We start from the raw sequence: 15,593 nt of genomic DNA, 5'->3' as shown, positions 1-15,593 counted from the left end.
GACGGGCCGTTCGTATAACTTAAATAGGATGGAGCCGGGAGGAATGGCGTGCTTGTATCCCGGCTCGATGCAACAAAATGGGAGAAACCGAGGAAACCGCAATGGGAATGGCGATAAAGCGTTCCGCGCAACCATCGGACCCAGCATCTGGAGACTATTACGAATCTCGTCCTTTTACCGAACTGTACGACGAGTATTTCGACCGCGTGAACCGTTATTTGCGCTGCCGTGTCCAGAGTACGTGGGATGCCGATGATCTGACCACCGTGGTCTTTTTGAAAGCGCTGGAAAAATTCGATCAATACAGCAGAACGAGTCCGTTTGCCTCCTGGATATTCCGTATTGCTCACAATACATACGTGGACTTTATGCGAAAAAACAGGGAGCTTCCCGTCGACCAGGAGGACTTTTTGGGAAGCGAACCGGATGATACGTGGCAGCCGGAACGGCAGGCGTTGACCAACGAGGAAATTCGCCTGCTTCGTGACCGGCTGGACTTGTTGTCGCAGGATCAGAAGGATGTCCTCATGCTTCGCTATTTTGCCGACCTGAAAATCAGTCAGGTCGCTGAAGTGCTTGGCAAGACAGAATCGAGCATCAAAATGATCTCCTATCGGGGCTTACAAAAACTTCAGAAGATGTACGAAAGGGGGGACTCCGAATGAGAGAGGAGGAGAAATACCCCCAAGGTCACAATGACGATCAGACTGTAGCTCAACTCCTGACCCATTTGAAGCGTATGCGCCGTTCTGTCCCTGTCAACTACCAGTTGAAGGCTGATTTGAGAAAGCAGTTGCTGGAACGAATGAAAGAACTGGAAGCAAAAAAAGGGCAGGCTCAAGGAGGACAACAGCCGTGGAAGAGACGCAAGCTGCTCTGGATTAGCTGTGCGGCGCTGGTTGTTGCGCTGTCCGTCGGGGTTTGCCTGTGGTGGGGCAGAGGTGCCGTGACGATCCAAAAGCATGAGGTGCTCACTTTGCCTGCCGAATCGTCTGTGGAACAGGTGGATATCGACAGGTCCGCGACACAGATTGCCTACATCGCCCATCAGTCCGAGCTGCGGACGCTTCCGATCGATGGCGACACAAAGCCTGCCACTGTCAAATTGCCTCCGACAAAAGGCAAGTACGTGGCGGTGGCCTGGTCGAACCAGGGCAAGCAAATCGCGGTTGTCGAGCAGGCCGAGCAGATGTCCCGGCTGTGGATCGTGGAGTTGCCAACGGCGTACAGCATGGGCAGCAGTCGTCTTTTAAAAGAAGAAGAAGGCGTCGCCTACAGCTCTCCAAGCTGGTCGCAGCATGACGACTCGATTGCCTATACCCGCTCGAAAGGCGGCAATGACGAAATTTGGGTCAGCAGCACCATTTCCTTTCAGGAATGGAAGCTGACCGAGGGCTCGCAGCCGGAATGGTCCCCAGATGGACGCTTTTTGGCGTTTCGCAAGGAAGGGGCCGTGCAGGTCATGGAAATGCGTACAGGGCTGATTTCGATGCTCGGACAAGGCCAGTGGGCTTCCTGGCGCTCCGAGCAGGAGCTGACCTATACGCAGCCGGACGGCCAGTTAATGGTAGCCAACGTGGGAGACGAGCCTTTCGTGACAAAAGAGCTGCAACTGCGCAACCAGCATGCTGCCGAGCTGATCCGCGGGAATTGGGCGGCAAAAGGAAAGCAAATCTTGCTTATTTCGCGTGAAAGTCAGCCGCTGGAGCTGGTTGTTTCACTGGCGTCACGATAACGAGCGGAGGAACAAGCATGAAATGGAAATGGATGTTGGTCTTTGCGGTCGCCTGGTTCGGCCTGGGCTTTGCGGGACAGCCGGCGCTGGCGGAGAACAACATGGATATAGAAGTGAATTTGCCTTTGGGCGGCATCGTCAAGTACGAATCATGGGTGCGGCTCGGTGTGACGATCACCAGCCAGGAAACAGACATCTCGGGCTTCGTGGAGCTGTCGCGAAAGCCTCTGTCCAAAAATTTGCGGCAATCGAACTTTCGTCGGCCAGTCAAGCTGGAACAAGGCAAGAGCACGACGCTGTTTTTCGACTTGCCGATGCAAATCTTGCTCGATAACTGGTACGTTCACGTCACGCAAAACGGACAGGTCCTAAAATCCGAAAAGCTGCGCCTCCCTTATCCGAAAGACGGGCAGACGATCGGCGTCGTGGATGAGGGCGGAAACGCGTTTCATTTTCTCGCGGTGAACGCCTCCCAATCGAAAATGAATCGGCCGATCTCGGTGCAAAACTTGACTCCGGACATGCTTCCGGACCAGTCGTGGATGTACGAGAGTCTCGACGTGCTGGCGATTAGCGGCAAGCAAGGAGCGTTGATCGACGACGCGCAGCTTGCCGCGATCAAGGAGTGGATCAAGCTGGGAGGAGTCGTCATCCTGTCCGCAGGGCCGGGGCAGGATGGACTAGTGCAAAGGTTCGCGGACATTTTGCCGATTCAGGCGGGACAAAAAGGGAGCGTGCCACTTGCAGAGGCGCTACGCACGTATGCAGGTGACAAGCCCGCCCCGCCCGGCAAGCTGGGCGTGTACAACAAGGAGCTGCCGCTATATGTCGCGAAAAAGAGCGGCCAAGGAGTTTTTCTGTTCGTCAACTACGATGTGACCGCTGAGCCGCTGGCTTCCTGGCAGCACAATTTGCCGTTGTGGCAAAACGTCATGGTCCAGCAAGGCGTGACGACTGTGTTGGAAAACAAGCGCTATTTCGACCAGATGTCGCGTTCTTTGTTGGAGCTGAGCAAAAAAATCCCCGACGTGCAAACTCCGCCTCCTGTCTGGATGGTGGTCATGTGGGGCGGCTATGTGCTTTTGGTGGCGCCGCTGGCTTATTTCGTGCTGAAAAAAGCCGGCAGACGGGAATGGGCGTGGGGAATCATTCCGGGAGCGGCCATTCTGCTGACGGTCGGGATTTTCGCGATCGGAAAGCCGCTCGTAGTGAAAACGAACGTCAGCTACACGATTTCGGAAATCAGCGTTTTGGATGAAAAGTTGGCCAAAGTGCGAACCGGGACTACTTTTTTGGCAGTCGACAAGGACGGCTATGACGTGATCGTGGAGCCGTCGATTGTCGCTGTTCCGTTGACGCAGGGCCGAAACGACTACGAGCCGGAAGGAATAACAGACGGTTCACGGCTGTTGTCTTACCGCAATCTGCCGTACCTGACTCCGAAACAGGCAATCGGCTTTGGCGTCATGCACGACATCGGCGCGTTTGAGGTGGATGTGCATGTCGAGGAGAACAGGCTGGTCGGACAGGTGAAAAACAACACGGTGTACTCCTACGAGCAGTCGTTTCTCGAGGTCGGCTTGCAGCGTATTCCGATTGGCGCGCTGAAAAAAGGAGAAGAGAAACAGATTGACGCCGTGCTGGAGTCGCTGTTTATGCCGCGGGATCAGCAGCAGGACGAACAAGATTCGCCCGAAAAACGGCGCAAAGAAATGCAGGAGAACATCATCGGCTATGCCCAGGGCGGCCAGGTGCGGCTGATCGGGATTACGACAGAGCCGGTTCCGCTGATGAAAATGCAGGAGCCGCATCAGGCTCACTACTGGAATGTCGTCAACCAGACGGTCCAACTCCAGCCGCAAGCCGAAGGAGATGTGATCCTGCCGTACGGACTGCTCAATGCAGAGCTGTTTGAAGCGAGCGGCGACTACGAATCGAACTCGGGCTACCTCTGGCAACTCGGAAAAGGAAGCATTACGTTTGAATTGCGGACGGACGCGACGAACCTGGAGTTGAAGCGGTTGCTTGTTCCGCTTGACCACAGTTCGTACCGCCCGTTCCGAATCGAGTACTTCCACCAGAAAAGCGGGAAGTGGCGGACGGTGGAGCACGGGACAAAGCTGGTGCTGGAGCAAGAACTTCAGGATGCCTTGACAGCCAACCGCACGCTGTTGCTTCGTTTTTCCAACAGCACAGTTTCGCGCCTGTCGCTGCCAACGCCGTTTTTCCAGGTTGAAGGGGTGAGAAAATGGTAATTGAAACCGTGCATCTGGGGAAGCGCTACGGTACCCTGCAAGCTTTGTCAGACTTGAATCTGTCCATCGCGCCGGGAAAAGTGTTCGGCTTCATCGGCCCGAATGGCGCCGGAAAATCGACGACGATGCTGATTTTGTCCACGCTGCTGGAACAGAGCGAAGGCGAAGCGTACGTCTGCGGCTACAACGTTCGCAAGGACCCGGCCAGCGTGCGCCAGTCGCTCGGCTACATGCCCGACTTTTTTGGCGTGTACGACAACTTGACGGCTGTGGAATATTTGGAGTTTTACGCGGGCGCCTTTAAAATCCCGGCGCGCAAAAGACGCCCGCTCGTAGCCGACCTGCTGGAGCTGGTCAACCTGGCGCACAAGGCGGATGCGTTTGTCGATTCCTTGTCGCGGGGGATGCAGCAAAGGCTGGGGCTGGCGAGATGCCTCGTCCACGATCCGGCGGTCCTGATTCTCGACGAACCGGCGTCTGGCCTGGACCCGCGGGCGCGCATCGAGCTGCGGGAGATTATCAAGCAACTGCGCGAGATGGGCAAAACGATTCTCATCAGCTCGCACATTTTGCCGGAGCTGGCCGAGCTGTGCGATGATATCGGCGTGATCGAAAACGGGAAACTGATCGCGTGCGGCTCTGTCCACGAAGTAAGCAGCAGAGAGACAGGCGGAAGCGTCATGCAGCTTCGCGCGCTGCGCAACCTCGACAAAGCGGCGCTGCTGTTGGAAAGCTCGCCGCATGTGAACCATCTGGAGGAATACATGGGCGGCTTCCGCTTTTATTTTCAGGGTGCCGAGCAGGAAAAGGCCGACCTGTTGCAAGAGCTGATCGACGAGCAGGTGGCGGTCGTCTACTACGGTGACGCGAAGAAAAACTTGGAGGACGTTTTCATGGCGATTACGGAAGGAGTCGGTATGGAATGAACGGCTTCCTTTTCAACCCGATTCTCGTCAAGGAAATGCGCGAGCGGTTTCGCTCCCGGAAAACGGTGTGCATCCTGGCGATTTACCTGCTCATCATGGGCGGGATTCCGCTTGGCTTTTTGCTGACGGATACGTTGCGGGCAGAGGCGCTGGGCGAGAATCGCAACCTGTTTCTCATATCGGCGGCGATTCATTATGCGATGGTCTGCTTTGTCGCGCCTGCCCTGACGGCGGGGGCCATCAGCGGCGAGCGCGAACGGCAGACGCTGCACATTTTGCTGACGACGCAGTTGTCGCCTGCCACGATTGTGTGGAGCAAGCTGATTACGTCGCTGGCTTTTTCCACGCTGTTGCTCGTCGCCTCCATGCCGCTGTACAGCATTGTCATGCTGTACGGCAGCGTGTCGCCGGAGCAGATGGCGCAGTTGATTCTGTTTCTGGCCGTCAACATTTTCTTTTTGGGCTCGCTTGGGCTGTTTTGCTCGACATGGATCAAACGCACCTCGATTAGCACGATTACTTCGTACGGGATCGCTTTCTTTTTCGTCGTCGGAACCGGGCTGCTCTTTTTCTTCATCGGCGAATGGCTACAGCAAAGCTACCCGGACATGTACCCCGATCAAGGCGTCTGGAATTTGCCGGAGCTGCAAGTGCTGGCGGGAATGAATCCGATCATCGTCCTGTTTGGCATACTGGGAGAGACGCTGGACCACTCCGAGCAGTTCGCCTTTTCGCCGTGGCTGTTTTTTTCCTGCTTTTACGTCGTGCTGGCGCTATTGCTGATGGTGTGGAGCGCGTATTTGCTCAAGCCGATCCGGCGAAAATGGTGGAGTTGGAAGAAATGGTCTGTTCGTGTAAAATGAAGGGTGTGTGTCGGAAAAGGGAGGGCTTTTTGTGAGCAAACAGGAAGAAGTGCAAATTATTGATTTTGAAGAATTGCTCAGATCGATTGAGAGTCGTCTCGCTTCTGCGGGCATGTACGTGCAGCGTGAAGCGATCATTACGATTCTGCAAGCCGAGGAAGCGTTTTTGCTGGAAAAAGGCGTGCTTCAAGAGTACAGCGAGTAAAAAGCGGACAACCTGCCATGACGGTAGGTTGTTTTTTATAGCGGGAAGGTTTGCCCGGAAAAAAGAGGAAAAGCATCTTCTGTGGTGAATTTGTCCATATCCTTATGACAGAAGAGGTGAATGGTTGTTGCGTGCACAAGGCGTCGAGGCTGGGGTGCTTTCACCCAAAGAGGAATGGTTCCACATTATTCAAAACGTACATAATCATATTTTTACCTTTATCCGGAATGAACAAGACGAATTTGTCCTGGATCTGTCGGAAGGCAAGCTCGCGTATGAGTTTGGCGTTGACACGGAAAAATTAAAAGGAATGCGCGCAGAAGATATTTTACGCCAGTACGGGATCGAATCGATCATGCCTTACTACCAGCTCGCTTTCGCTGGACAGACGATCGAATACGAGCTTGCGTTTGGTGAACGCTACTTTTCCTCCGTCCTGACGCCGATTTGCCGCAATGGCATCGTCACTGAAATCATAGGCTCTGCCACAGAGATTACGGAATACAAGCAGATGAAGCAGCAGATGCAGGAGGCAGAAGAGCTGTACCGCAGTCTGGTCGAGGATACACTGGTCGGCGTCTACATCGCGTATGTGGACGAGCCGGGGTTTGTTTACGTCAACCCGAGGCTCGGCGATATTTTCGGCTACAGTCAGGAAGAACTGGTGAAAATGACCGCTTCCGACCTCGTCATCGAGGAAGAGCGGGACATTGTTCGCACGCATCAGGAGCGCAGAATCAACGGGGATCGCTCGAACATTCACTACCAGTTTCGCGGTCTGTGCAAAAACGGCAATCGGATTGATGTCGAGGTGCTGCAAAAAACGAGCACGTACAAGCAAAAGCCGGCTGTGATCGGGATTGTGCAAGATATTACCGAGCGTAAACAGGCAGAAGAGCTGGTGCGCAAGTCCGAGCTGCTGTCGGTGATCGGGCAGATGGCCGCGGGGGTGGCCCACGAGATTCGCAATCCGCTGACGTCGCTGAAAGGGTTTGTCCAACTGCTCCGGGCGCACTCCGGCGGCAAGGACGAGTATTACCGGATCATGTTGTCCGAGCTGGATCGGATCGAATTTATCATCAGCGAATTTCTCGTGCTCGCCAAGCCGCAGGTCGTATTCCAGCGGAAAAGGGAGATGCAGCCGCTCCTGGAGCAGATCGTCATGATTGCCGACACGCATGCGATCATGTACAACGTCCAGATACTCACCAGCTACGCCGACAATCTGCCTGCCATCGTCTGCGAGGAAAACCAGTTGAAGCAAGTGTTTCTCAATTTGTTGAAAAATGCAGTGGAAGCGATGCCGAATGGCGGGGTCGTGACCGTGTCGGCGAGTGTCGAGGACGGGATGATGCTGATTGCCTTTACCGACCAAGGCTGCGGCATCGCCGAGGAACAACTGCTGAAACTGGGCGAGCCATTTTTCACCACGAAGCCGAACGGGACGGGACTCGGGCTTATGGTCAGCTACAAAATCATCGCCAATCACGGCGGGACGATTTCTGTGTGCAGCAAGGAAGAGACAGGGACGACTTTCGAAATCAGATTGCCGGTGCGATAGCGCCATTCACCTGTTTGCTTCTGCCGGAAAAAAACGGTATGATGGTGTAGAGAACCAATATCAGCATAAGGACGTGAACGCATTGACAGAAGATAGCAAAGACCTCGAATTGGGCGATATCATTACGCTGGACGATGAAAACGGTGAACCGTTGGGTGATTTTGAAGTAGTGGCGATGTTCGACCTGAACGGTAAAGAATATATTGCCTTGACGGAAGCGCTCGAAGACGAGGAGGCCGAAGAAGAGCTGGATGAAGAAGTAGACATCTTCGTATTCCAGATCGACGGCGGCGAAATGGTTCCATTGGAAGAAGACGAAGAAAGCGCTGTGTACGCGAAGCTGAACGAGGTTCTGGAAGGCATTGAACTGATCGACAAAGGCGAATAATCGGGTGCCCGCGTTGTTGCGGGATGCTCGCAAGCGTAAAAAAGCCACTGCCTGGTTTGAACAAACCGGCAGCGGCTTTTTTGATGGGCAGATCAGTCGTTCATTTTGATGATGTTGTCTTTCAGGTCGCGGACGACCAAAAGGCAGGTGTAGTCCGTTTCTTGCAGCTCCCTGACCAGCGCGGAGCATTCATCCTTGGTCAGCCCGAGCTTTTCGAGCCGGGTGCGCAGCTCCTCGCCGCCGTTGTCGAAGAAGTGGGCTTTGCTGTCGATGTCGCCTACAGCACTTTCAAAATGCGTACTGTATTTATAAAAATTGTCGCGTTGATTCGAGTGGTTTTTATCGGGATTCCACTTCAGCACCCAAATGTCATCCTTATGATAGCCGGACGAGTTCAACGCCTGAATGTCCGAAACCAGCTCCTGATCGTACCGATGAAACTTGACAAACGGCTTGGTCGCACTTATCAACGTTATTCCCCCCTATGTCGCCTCAGGAATCGATGCTCTAATAGGTTGCCCGCCCGCGCGGTATAGATGAATGGAAATAGTTGCGTGCGCGATGTCGGAAGAAATTGTTTGAACGAGCAGGGATTTTCCAAAACGAGCAAGAAATAAAGTAAAGAGCGCAGGCGGGGACTGGTTTCGCTTTGACCTCGCTTTGCTGCAAATGCTACACTAATGACGAAGCGTCATATGCTTGGGCTAAACGGTTTCGGCCTGACGCCAGTGGATACGGGGAATACTGTGCAGGATCGGCCATCTCGCTAGGGGCGGGGTGGTTTTTTTGCCCCATTTTGTGACTAGCGTTGAATACTATGGGAAGCATACGGTACAATAGCGATTAAGTGTTCGCTTTTTTTGTGAAATATTCCCTTTCGGACGGAAAGGATGTTTTCCCAAGAGCAAGGCGATGACCTGTGCGGTTACCAAAACGAAAGCCTGTTTTGGACGCTTTTTCGAAAAGTAGAGGGGAGAGCGCGATTGAAGGAAACAGACACACTACATACACTGACCTATACCGAGGAAGATATCCAGGTACTGGAGGGCCTGATCGCCGTCCGCAAGCGCCCTGGGATGTACATAGGCTCGACCGGAAGCAGAGGTTTGCACCATCTCCTGTGGGAAATCGTCGACAATGCCAAGGATGAGGCGTTGGCTGGCGTCAATGATACGATCATCGTCACGTTGTACAAGGATGGCAGCGTCAGCGTCGAGGACCACGGTCGGGGAATTCCGACGGGGATGCACAAGACGGGACGGCCCGTTCCGGAAGTCATTTTTACGACGCTTCACGCCGGAGGAAAATTCGGCGGCGGCGGCTATAAAAAAAGCGGCGGTTTGCACGGCGTAGGCTCCAGCGTCGTCGTGGCCTTGTCCAAGTGGCTCGAAGTGGAGATTCACCGCGAAGGCAAGATTCACAAGCAGCGCTTTGCCTACGTAGTCGACGAAAAAGGCATCGAGCACGTCGGCAAGCCCGTCACAGACCTTGAAGTGACCGGAACGACCAAAAGGACAGGTACGACTGTGCGCTTCCTGCCGGACGAGGCAATATTTGGCAGCGCGCGCTTTGACTACGAGACGATTCGCGATCGTTTCCGGGAAACGGCGTTTTTGCTCAAGAAACTGCGCATGGTGCTGATTGACGAGCGCGGCCCGGAGAAGAAGCGGGAAGAATTTTACTTCGAGGACGGTCTGAAGTCGTACGTCTCCTATTTGAATGAGGGGAAAAACACGCTGCACCCGATCGTTTATTTTGAAGGGGAAAAAGACAACGTCTACGTCGAGCTGGCTTTTCAGTACAACGACGGCTACGCGGAAACGCTCGTCTCCTACGTCAACTCGATCGTCACGACAGACGGCGGTACGCATGTCACCGGATTTCGCAACGGAACGACCCGGATTTTCAACGAGTTCGCGCGGAAAAAAGGGTATTTGAAGGACAAAGATCCCAACTTGACAGGAAATGATTTGCGGGAAGGTTTCCTCGGTGTGCTGTCATTGCAAATGGCTGATGTCCAGTTCGAGTCCCAAACCAAGGACAAGCTGGGCAACGAAGAAGCGCGGGCGATCGTCGAGCAAATTGTCTCCGAGAAGCTGGGCTTCTTCCTCGAGGAAAATCCGGAAATAGGCAAGCTTTTGATCGACAAGGCGTTGCGCTCCGCTGAAATTCGCGAGGAGCTGCGCAAACAGCGCGAAGCTCTGCGCGGAGACAAAAAAGGCAAGACGGCGAAAAAACGCAAATCCATTTCGGAAAAATTCACGCCGCCGCAATACCGGGATTCCAAACGCAATGAACTGTTTCTCGTCGAAGGTGACTCTGCGGGCGGCTCTGCGAAGCAGGCGCGCAACTCCGAGTTCCAGGCGCTGTTTTCTCTGCGGGGAAAACCGTTGAATACGGAAAAGGCCAAGCTGTCTGAAGTGTTGGCGAACGAGGAGTTCCGCACGATTCTGGAAGTGCTGGAGACGGACATCGGGGAAGACTTCGACATCGAAAACTGCGCGTTTGACAAAGTCATCATCATGTCCGATGCGGACGTCGACGGCTCCCACATCCAGACGCTTTTGCTTACGTTTTTCTTCCGCTACATGCGCCCGATGATCGCCGCCGGTCATCTGTACATCGCCCAGCCGCCTTTGTACCAGGTGAAAAAACAGGTGAAGGGCAAGCAGACGGAGTCGATCTACTGTTGGAGCGACCACGAGCTGGAGCAGGCGTTAAAACGGGTCGGACGCGGCGCAGAAGTACAGCGCTACAAAGGCTTGGGCGAGATGAACGCCGATCAGTTGTGGGAAACTACGATGAACCCGGAGACGCGAAAACTCATTAAAGTCGAGCTAGAAGACCTCGCTCACTGTGAAAAGCTCGTGACGGTTCTGATGGGGGACAAAGTGCCTCCGCGTCGCGAGTGGATCGAGAACCACGTTACCTTTGAAGTGGGAGAGGATGAATAAACATGTTGTCCAATCAGATCATTAACCAGAGCTTCGCGGAAATCATGGGCAAGCGGTTTGGGGATTACGCCAACCTGGTTATCCTCTCCCGCGCGATTCCCGACGCCCGCGATGGCCTGAAGCCAGTGCAGCGCCGGATTTTGTACGCGATGTACCAGGAAGGCAATACGCACGACAAGCCGTACCGCAAATCGGCCAAAACAGTCGGGTACGTCATGGGTACGTACCATCCGCACGGCGACTCGGCGATTTACGAAACGATGGTGCGCATGGCGCAATGGTGGAAAATGCGCCAGGTGCTCATTCAGGGACACGGCAACTTCGGAAGCCTCGACGCCGACCCGCCAGCGGCGATGCGTTACACGGAGTCGAGACTGTCCGCGCTCGCTAACGAGCTTTTGCGCGATATTGAAAAAGATACGGTCATCTTCATCCCGAACTACGACAACTCGGCGCAGCAGCCGGCCGTGTTGCCGTCGCGCTTTCCAAACTTGCTGGTGAACGGCGCTACCGGGATTGCCGTCGGCTTTGCCACCGATATTCCTACCCACAACCTGGGCGAAGTCATTGACGCGGCGATCGCGCAGATGAAAAATCCGAACATCTCGCTCGACGAACTGATGAAGCACGTCAAAGGCCCGGATTTTCCGACCGGGGGCATCGTCCAAGGGGTGTCGGGTATTCGCAAGGCGTTTGAGACAGGCCGCGGCCAGTTCATCATTCGCGCGAAGACCCACATGGAAGAGCCAAAGGGCGGGAAAGTGAAAAAGATCGTCATTTCGGAAATTCCTTACGAAGTGGTCAAGTCCAAGCTGGTCGCGCAAATAGACGAGCTGGTGATGGACCGCAAAATCGAAGGCGCGATGGCCGTCCGCGACGAGACAGGGCGCAAGGAAGCGGAAATGAACAAGGTCCGCATCGTCGTCGACATTCGCAAGGAAGCAGATGAGCAGGCGATTCTGAATTACTTGTACAAAAACACCGACCTGCAAATTTACTACAACTACAACATGAACGTGATCCACGAAGGAACCATCCGCCAGATGGGACTTAAAGCGCTGCTCGGCGCGTATATCGACCACCAGAAAGAAGTCGTGACGAATCGCTGCAACTACGACCTTGAGCGCAAGAGCAAACGCAAGCACATCGTCGAGGGGTTGATTCGCGCCAAATCCATTTTGCGCGAAATCGTCGATACGATTATGGATTCCGAAGACCGGGCCGACGCCAAGAAAAACATCATGGAGAAGTACGGCTTCACGGATGAGCAGGCCGATGCGATTTTGAGCATCCAGCTCGCCTCCCTGACCCGGCTGGACATCGTCAAGCTGGAAAAAGAGCTTTCGACTTTGGCCAAAGAGATCGAGGAGCTTGAAGCGATTCTCGTCAGCGAGAAAAAGCTGATTCAGGTCATCACAAGCGAGCTGAACGAAATCAAGAAAAAGTACGCCGAAGAGCGCCTGACCGAAATCCAGGGAGAGATCGAGGAAATCAAGATCGACATCGCGATGCAGATCAATGCGGAAGACTGCATCGTCACGCTCACCAACGAAGGATACATCAAGCGGACGAGTCCGCGCTCCTTCAAGTCAGTGGGCGGAACCCTGGAAACGTGCGGGGTCAAGGAAGGGGACAAGGTTCGCTACTTCGTGGAGACGAATACGTCCCATACCGCCTTGTTTTTCACGCAGGACGGGAAGTATTTCGCCACGCTCGTCAATGCTTTCCCGGACGACAAGTGGAAGGACATCGGTTCCGCGCTGGTCAACGTCATCCCGCTGGAAAAAAATCAGCGCATCGTCGGCTTTACGATCGTGGAAAACTTCAAGCAGCCGCTGTTTGTTTACCACGTCAGCAAAAACGGGCTGATTAAAAAGACCGCGTTGTCCGAGTACGAGACCAATCGTTCGAGCGCGTTGGTGGCTGCCAAGCTGAAATCAGAAGATGACGAATTTGTGCATGTATTTGTGACAGGCGAAGCAGGCGGCATTTTAGGGGCGACCCGAGACGGCATGGGCATTCGCTTCCCGCAGGGAGAAGTCAGCCCGACCGGCCGCGCTTCCAGTGGCGTTAAGGCGATTACGCTCGCGCCTGACGATGCGGTCGTCACCATGCTCCCGATTGAGGAAGAGGACAGCCGCGCCTTCACGCTATTGACAGCCGAAGGTGTGGTCAAGCGGACAGCGATTGCGGCCATTCCGCTGCAAGGCCGGGCCGGAAAAGGCGTACAGCTTATTCGCAAGCGCAAAAACCACCCGCACCAGCTTGCGGCAGTGTTCATCGACGAGACGGTGTACGCGTGGACGGCGCAAAACGAATGGACGCTGGTCGACACGAGCCTGGTCAACGTCAACGAGCAGGGCGGAATTGGTCGCCACCTGGTAGAAGGCGGCGTCAAATCCGTTGTGTTCGAAACCGTCCTGCCGACAGAGGAAGCAAAAGAAGAACCAGCAAAAGGCTCTGGAGAGGGCGAATCCGCGAGTGTGCAACCGAAGTCGACAGCGGCGCCTGTCACTTTGTTCGATCTCGAACCTGGCGAAGAGAAGGAATGATGGAAAATGGCAACTCCGTTTGAAGCTTTTGTATCCCCATTGAGCTGGCAGCAGGTGTCGCTTTTGCTCGATACCGTCCTGTATTTTGAAGACGCGCCCAAGCTGCTTTCGCTTCCGCAGGAGGAAGGCCCGAGCGTGCCTGTTCCGGTGACGGCAGACACGCTGAAAAAGATGCTGGCGAGTCTCGATGAGAACGACGCTTTTGAGCGCAAGCCATTCGCGCTTCGCTGGGAAGGCGGCGAGGATGCGGACAGCGGCCACCTCATCGTGCAACTGCCGAACAACGAAACCGTGAGACAACCCGCCGTCCTGTCGGCGTTCTCGCCTGTGTAGGCAAAAAGAGCGGATGAAGCAAACGCTTTGGCTCTCGTCCAGGCACCTGTACATGTTTTTTGTACAAGTGCCTGGACGTGCCAAAGCGTTTTTTTACGTTTTCTTACAGTTCAAAGGATTGCCAAAAGATTGGCAGATATGATACTGTTTGAACACTTCCGTTTTTTTATAAACAAAGGTTAGTTACTTACTGATTGGAGGAGTAAGGAGATGGAACAAGTCATGAACAAAAAGGCTTTTTTTGACGTCATTTCTGAACGGCGATCGGTGCGTCATTACGATCCAACGGTGAAAATTTCCCGCGACGAGCTGAAAGAGATGCTGGCCGAAGCTACGTTGGCGCCATCCAGCTCCAACCTTCAGCCTTGGCGCTTCCTCATCATCGACGAGCAGGAGCTGAAAGAAAAGCTGCTGCCGATTGCGTTCAACCAGAAGCAAGTCGTCGAGGCTGCGGCGATCGTCGCCGTGCTGGGCGACTACGAGGGCTACAAGCAGGCTGAGCAAATTTACCAGAAAGCCATCGACGCAGGCTACATGACCGAAGAGGCGAAGGCGACGATGATCGCCAACATCAATCGCCGCTACGAAAATCGCGAGCGCAGTCTGATTAAGGAAATTGCTCTCGTGGATGGCGGGCTTGTTTCCATGCAGTTCATGCTCGTGGCAAAAGCGCGTGGCTACGACACGGTGCCCATGGGCGGCTACAACGCCGAATTGTTCAAAGAGGCGTTCAACATTTCCGACCGCTACGAAACCGTTATGCTGATCGCCGTGGGCAAAGCGGCGCAGCCAGGTCATCCGACCACCCGGCTCGATGTGGACGACATTACGTTCTGGAACGAAATGCCAAGCAAATAAACGGGCGTACGCACGACAGTCACGGGTCTTTTCGACCGTGGCTGTCTGTTTTTGCCAGACAATCTAGCCCGCAGGGTAGAAATCGGGCGGGAGGGAGCGTACAATGAAACAGAAAAAGCGGAAGCGTACAGACAGAAGAAAGAAGGGTTAGGATGAATCGGATATTGGCAATCAGCGATATTCACGGGGAGCTGGACAAGCTGGAGTCGCTGATGGAGCTTGTGAATTACGATCCGCAGCACGACCAGCTCATTTTGCTCGGCGATTATGTCGACCGCGGGCCGAAGTCCAGAGAAGTCGTGGAAAAAGTGAAGCAGCTTCATGCGCAAGGGGCGATTGTCCTGATGGGCAATCATGACCATATGATGGTGAAATCGTTCGAGCAGGACCCGGTATTTATCGAGCGCTGGTTTCGCAATGGCGCCCAGGCGACGTTGGCCAGCTACGGCCACGCGGCTGCACAGACCGAACCGGGGGCGCCAGCGTCTCTGGAAGTGACGCCGGAAGTGCAGGAGCACCTCGATTTTTTGGGCGGACTGGCCCATTATCACGAGACGGATGAATACATTTTTGTCCACGGTGGCGTGCATCCGCAGACGCCTGTGGCGGAAACCGACCCGTACAAGCTGATGTGGATTCGCGACGAGTTCCACAAAGGCTACCAAGGGGAAAAGACCGTCGTGTTCGGGCATACCCCGACGGAAAATTTGCACGGGAAGCACGACGTCTACTTCGGCGAAAACAACATCATCGGCATTGACGGCGGCGCTGTTTTCGGCGGGCGGTTGCATTGCCTGGAGCTGCCCAGCCGCAAAGTGTACTCGGTCGAATAAAACAACCAGTGGGAAAGGACGGCAGGCCCTAGGAAGGGCTTGCCGTCTTTTTCAACGGATAAGAAAGTATAAATTTTGAGGAAGGGGAGTACCCATCCTTGTTAAGTTATTTGTAAAATAGAGTCATGGA

Annotated in this window: 14 protein-coding genes; 13 read left to right on the top strand and 1 reads right to left on the bottom strand. The window is 54.4% G+C overall.

The annotated features are described in order from the left end of the window. The first annotated feature begins 101 nt into the window (after positions 1 to 101). From AC3WJN_RS00070 to AC3WJN_RS00035, 8 genes are all read left to right on the top strand, one after another. Complete coding sequence (locus AC3WJN_RS00070) at positions 102 to 665, top strand: RNA polymerase sigma factor (RefSeq protein ID WP_007787010.1); 564 nt, start codon at positions 102 to 104, stop codon at positions 663 to 665. Further along, positions 662 to 1,735: a TolB family protein gene (locus AC3WJN_RS00065; RefSeq protein WP_007787012.1), complete on the top strand. Its 1,074-nt coding sequence runs from the start codon at positions 662 to 664 to the stop codon at positions 1,733 to 1,735. Before AC3WJN_RS00070 ends, AC3WJN_RS00065 begins: the two co-directional genes overlap by 4 nt. A 17-nt stretch (positions 1,736 to 1,752) precedes the next feature. Next, positions 1,753 to 3,990 carry a DUF8725 domain-containing protein gene (locus tag AC3WJN_RS00060; RefSeq protein ID WP_238504193.1) on the top strand — a complete coding sequence of 746 codons (2,238 nt, stop codon included), beginning with the start codon at positions 1,753 to 1,755 and terminating at the stop codon, positions 3,988 to 3,990. Further along, entirely contained in the window at positions 3,984 to 4,916 is a 933-nt protein-coding gene (locus AC3WJN_RS00055; protein ID WP_197186895.1) for an ABC transporter ATP-binding protein, read from the top strand. Before AC3WJN_RS00060 ends, AC3WJN_RS00055 begins: the two co-directional genes overlap by 7 nt. Next, the gene (locus AC3WJN_RS00050; protein WP_007787015.1) at positions 4,913 to 5,779 is read left to right on the top strand and encodes an ABC transporter permease; all 867 of its coding nucleotides are present in this window, start codon (positions 4,913 to 4,915) and stop codon (positions 5,777 to 5,779) included. The genes AC3WJN_RS00055 and AC3WJN_RS00050 overlap by 4 nt, the downstream gene beginning before the upstream one ends. 31 nt (positions 5,780 to 5,810) lie before the next feature. Next, positions 5,811 to 5,984, top strand: a complete 174-nt coding sequence (locus AC3WJN_RS00045) for a hypothetical protein (protein ID WP_005836307.1) — start codon at positions 5,811 to 5,813, stop codon at positions 5,982 to 5,984. Between the two features lie 124 nt (positions 5,985 to 6,108). Beyond that, positions 6,109 to 7,545: a PAS domain S-box protein gene (locus tag AC3WJN_RS00040; RefSeq protein WP_081494735.1), complete on the top strand. Its 1,437-nt coding sequence runs from the start codon at positions 6,109 to 6,111 to the stop codon at positions 7,543 to 7,545. Between the two features lie 82 nt (positions 7,546 to 7,627). Next, positions 7,628 to 7,933 carry a DUF1292 domain-containing protein gene (locus AC3WJN_RS00035; protein WP_005836311.1) on the top strand — a complete coding sequence of 102 codons (306 nt, stop codon included), beginning with the start codon at positions 7,628 to 7,630 and terminating at the stop codon, positions 7,931 to 7,933. A 92-nt stretch (positions 7,934 to 8,025) separates the two neighbouring features. Here AC3WJN_RS00035 and AC3WJN_RS00030 read toward each other — a convergent pair whose 3' ends face one another. Beyond that, the gene (locus AC3WJN_RS00030; protein ID WP_005836313.1) at positions 8,026 to 8,403 is read right to left on the bottom strand and encodes a YflT domain-containing protein; all 378 of its coding nucleotides are present in this window, start codon (positions 8,401 to 8,403) and stop codon (positions 8,026 to 8,028) included. Positions 8,404 to 8,916: 513 nt separating this feature from the next. Between AC3WJN_RS00030 and AC3WJN_RS00025 the strand changes: the two genes are divergently transcribed. The 5 genes from AC3WJN_RS00025 (at position 8,917) to AC3WJN_RS00005 (ending at position 15,463) form a co-directional block, all read left to right on the top strand. Then, positions 8,917 to 10,887, top strand: coding sequence for a DNA gyrase/topoisomerase IV subunit B (locus tag AC3WJN_RS00025; RefSeq protein WP_035317597.1), 1,971 nt, complete (start codon positions 8,917 to 8,919; stop codon positions 10,885 to 10,887). A gap of 2 nt (positions 10,888 to 10,889) precedes the next feature. Next, the gene (gene parC / locus AC3WJN_RS00020) at positions 10,890 to 13,439 is read left to right on the top strand and encodes a DNA topoisomerase IV subunit A (RefSeq protein WP_433947646.1); all 2,550 of its coding nucleotides are present in this window, start codon (positions 10,890 to 10,892) and stop codon (positions 13,437 to 13,439) included. Positions 13,440 to 13,445: 6 nt separating this feature from the next. After that, positions 13,446 to 13,772 (top strand): hypothetical protein, encoded by a 327-nt coding sequence (locus tag AC3WJN_RS00015; protein ID WP_005836319.1) that lies wholly within the window; start codon positions 13,446 to 13,448, stop codon positions 13,770 to 13,772. 210 nt (positions 13,773 to 13,982) lie between these two features. Further along, positions 13,983 to 14,630 carry a nitroreductase family protein gene (locus AC3WJN_RS00010; protein ID WP_025845950.1) on the top strand — a complete coding sequence of 216 codons (648 nt, stop codon included), beginning with the start codon at positions 13,983 to 13,985 and terminating at the stop codon, positions 14,628 to 14,630. A 152-nt stretch (positions 14,631 to 14,782) separates the two neighbouring features. After that, positions 14,783 to 15,463: a metallophosphoesterase family protein gene (locus AC3WJN_RS00005; RefSeq protein ID WP_025845948.1), complete on the top strand. Its 681-nt coding sequence runs from the start codon at positions 14,783 to 14,785 to the stop codon at positions 15,461 to 15,463. Positions 15,464 to 15,593 lie beyond the last annotated feature (130 nt).

Source organism: Brevibacillus sp. FW306-2-1A-C05A, assembly GCF_058781555.1.
This window is presented reverse-complemented; position numbering and strand designations above follow the sequence as displayed.

Bases quoted from the DNA above. Each gene is read 5' to 3' on its own strand.
- AC3WJN_RS00070 (WP_007787010.1), top strand. From the start codon at position 102: ATGGGAATGGCGATAAAGCGTTCCGCGCAACCATCGGACCCAGCATCT.
- AC3WJN_RS00065 (WP_007787012.1), top strand. From the start codon at position 662: ATGAGAGAGGAGGAGAAATACCCCCAAGGTCACAATGACGATCAGACT.
- AC3WJN_RS00060 (WP_238504193.1), top strand. From the start codon at position 1,753: ATGAAATGGAAATGGATGTTGGTCTTTGCGGTCGCCTGGTTCGGCCTG.
- AC3WJN_RS00055 (WP_197186895.1), top strand. From the start codon at position 3,984: ATGGTAATTGAAACCGTGCATCTGGGGAAGCGCTACGGTACCCTGCAA.
- AC3WJN_RS00050 (WP_007787015.1), top strand. From the start codon at position 4,913: ATGAACGGCTTCCTTTTCAACCCGATTCTCGTCAAGGAAATGCGCGAG.
- parC (WP_433947646.1), top strand. From the start codon at position 10,890: ATGTTGTCCAATCAGATCATTAACCAGAGCTTCGCGGAAATCATGGGC.
- AC3WJN_RS00015 (WP_005836319.1), top strand. From the start codon at position 13,446: ATGGCAACTCCGTTTGAAGCTTTTGTATCCCCATTGAGCTGGCAGCAG.
- AC3WJN_RS00010 (WP_025845950.1), top strand. From the start codon at position 13,983: ATGGAACAAGTCATGAACAAAAAGGCTTTTTTTGACGTCATTTCTGAA.
- AC3WJN_RS00005 (WP_025845948.1), top strand. From the start codon at position 14,783: ATGAATCGGATATTGGCAATCAGCGATATTCACGGGGAGCTGGACAAG.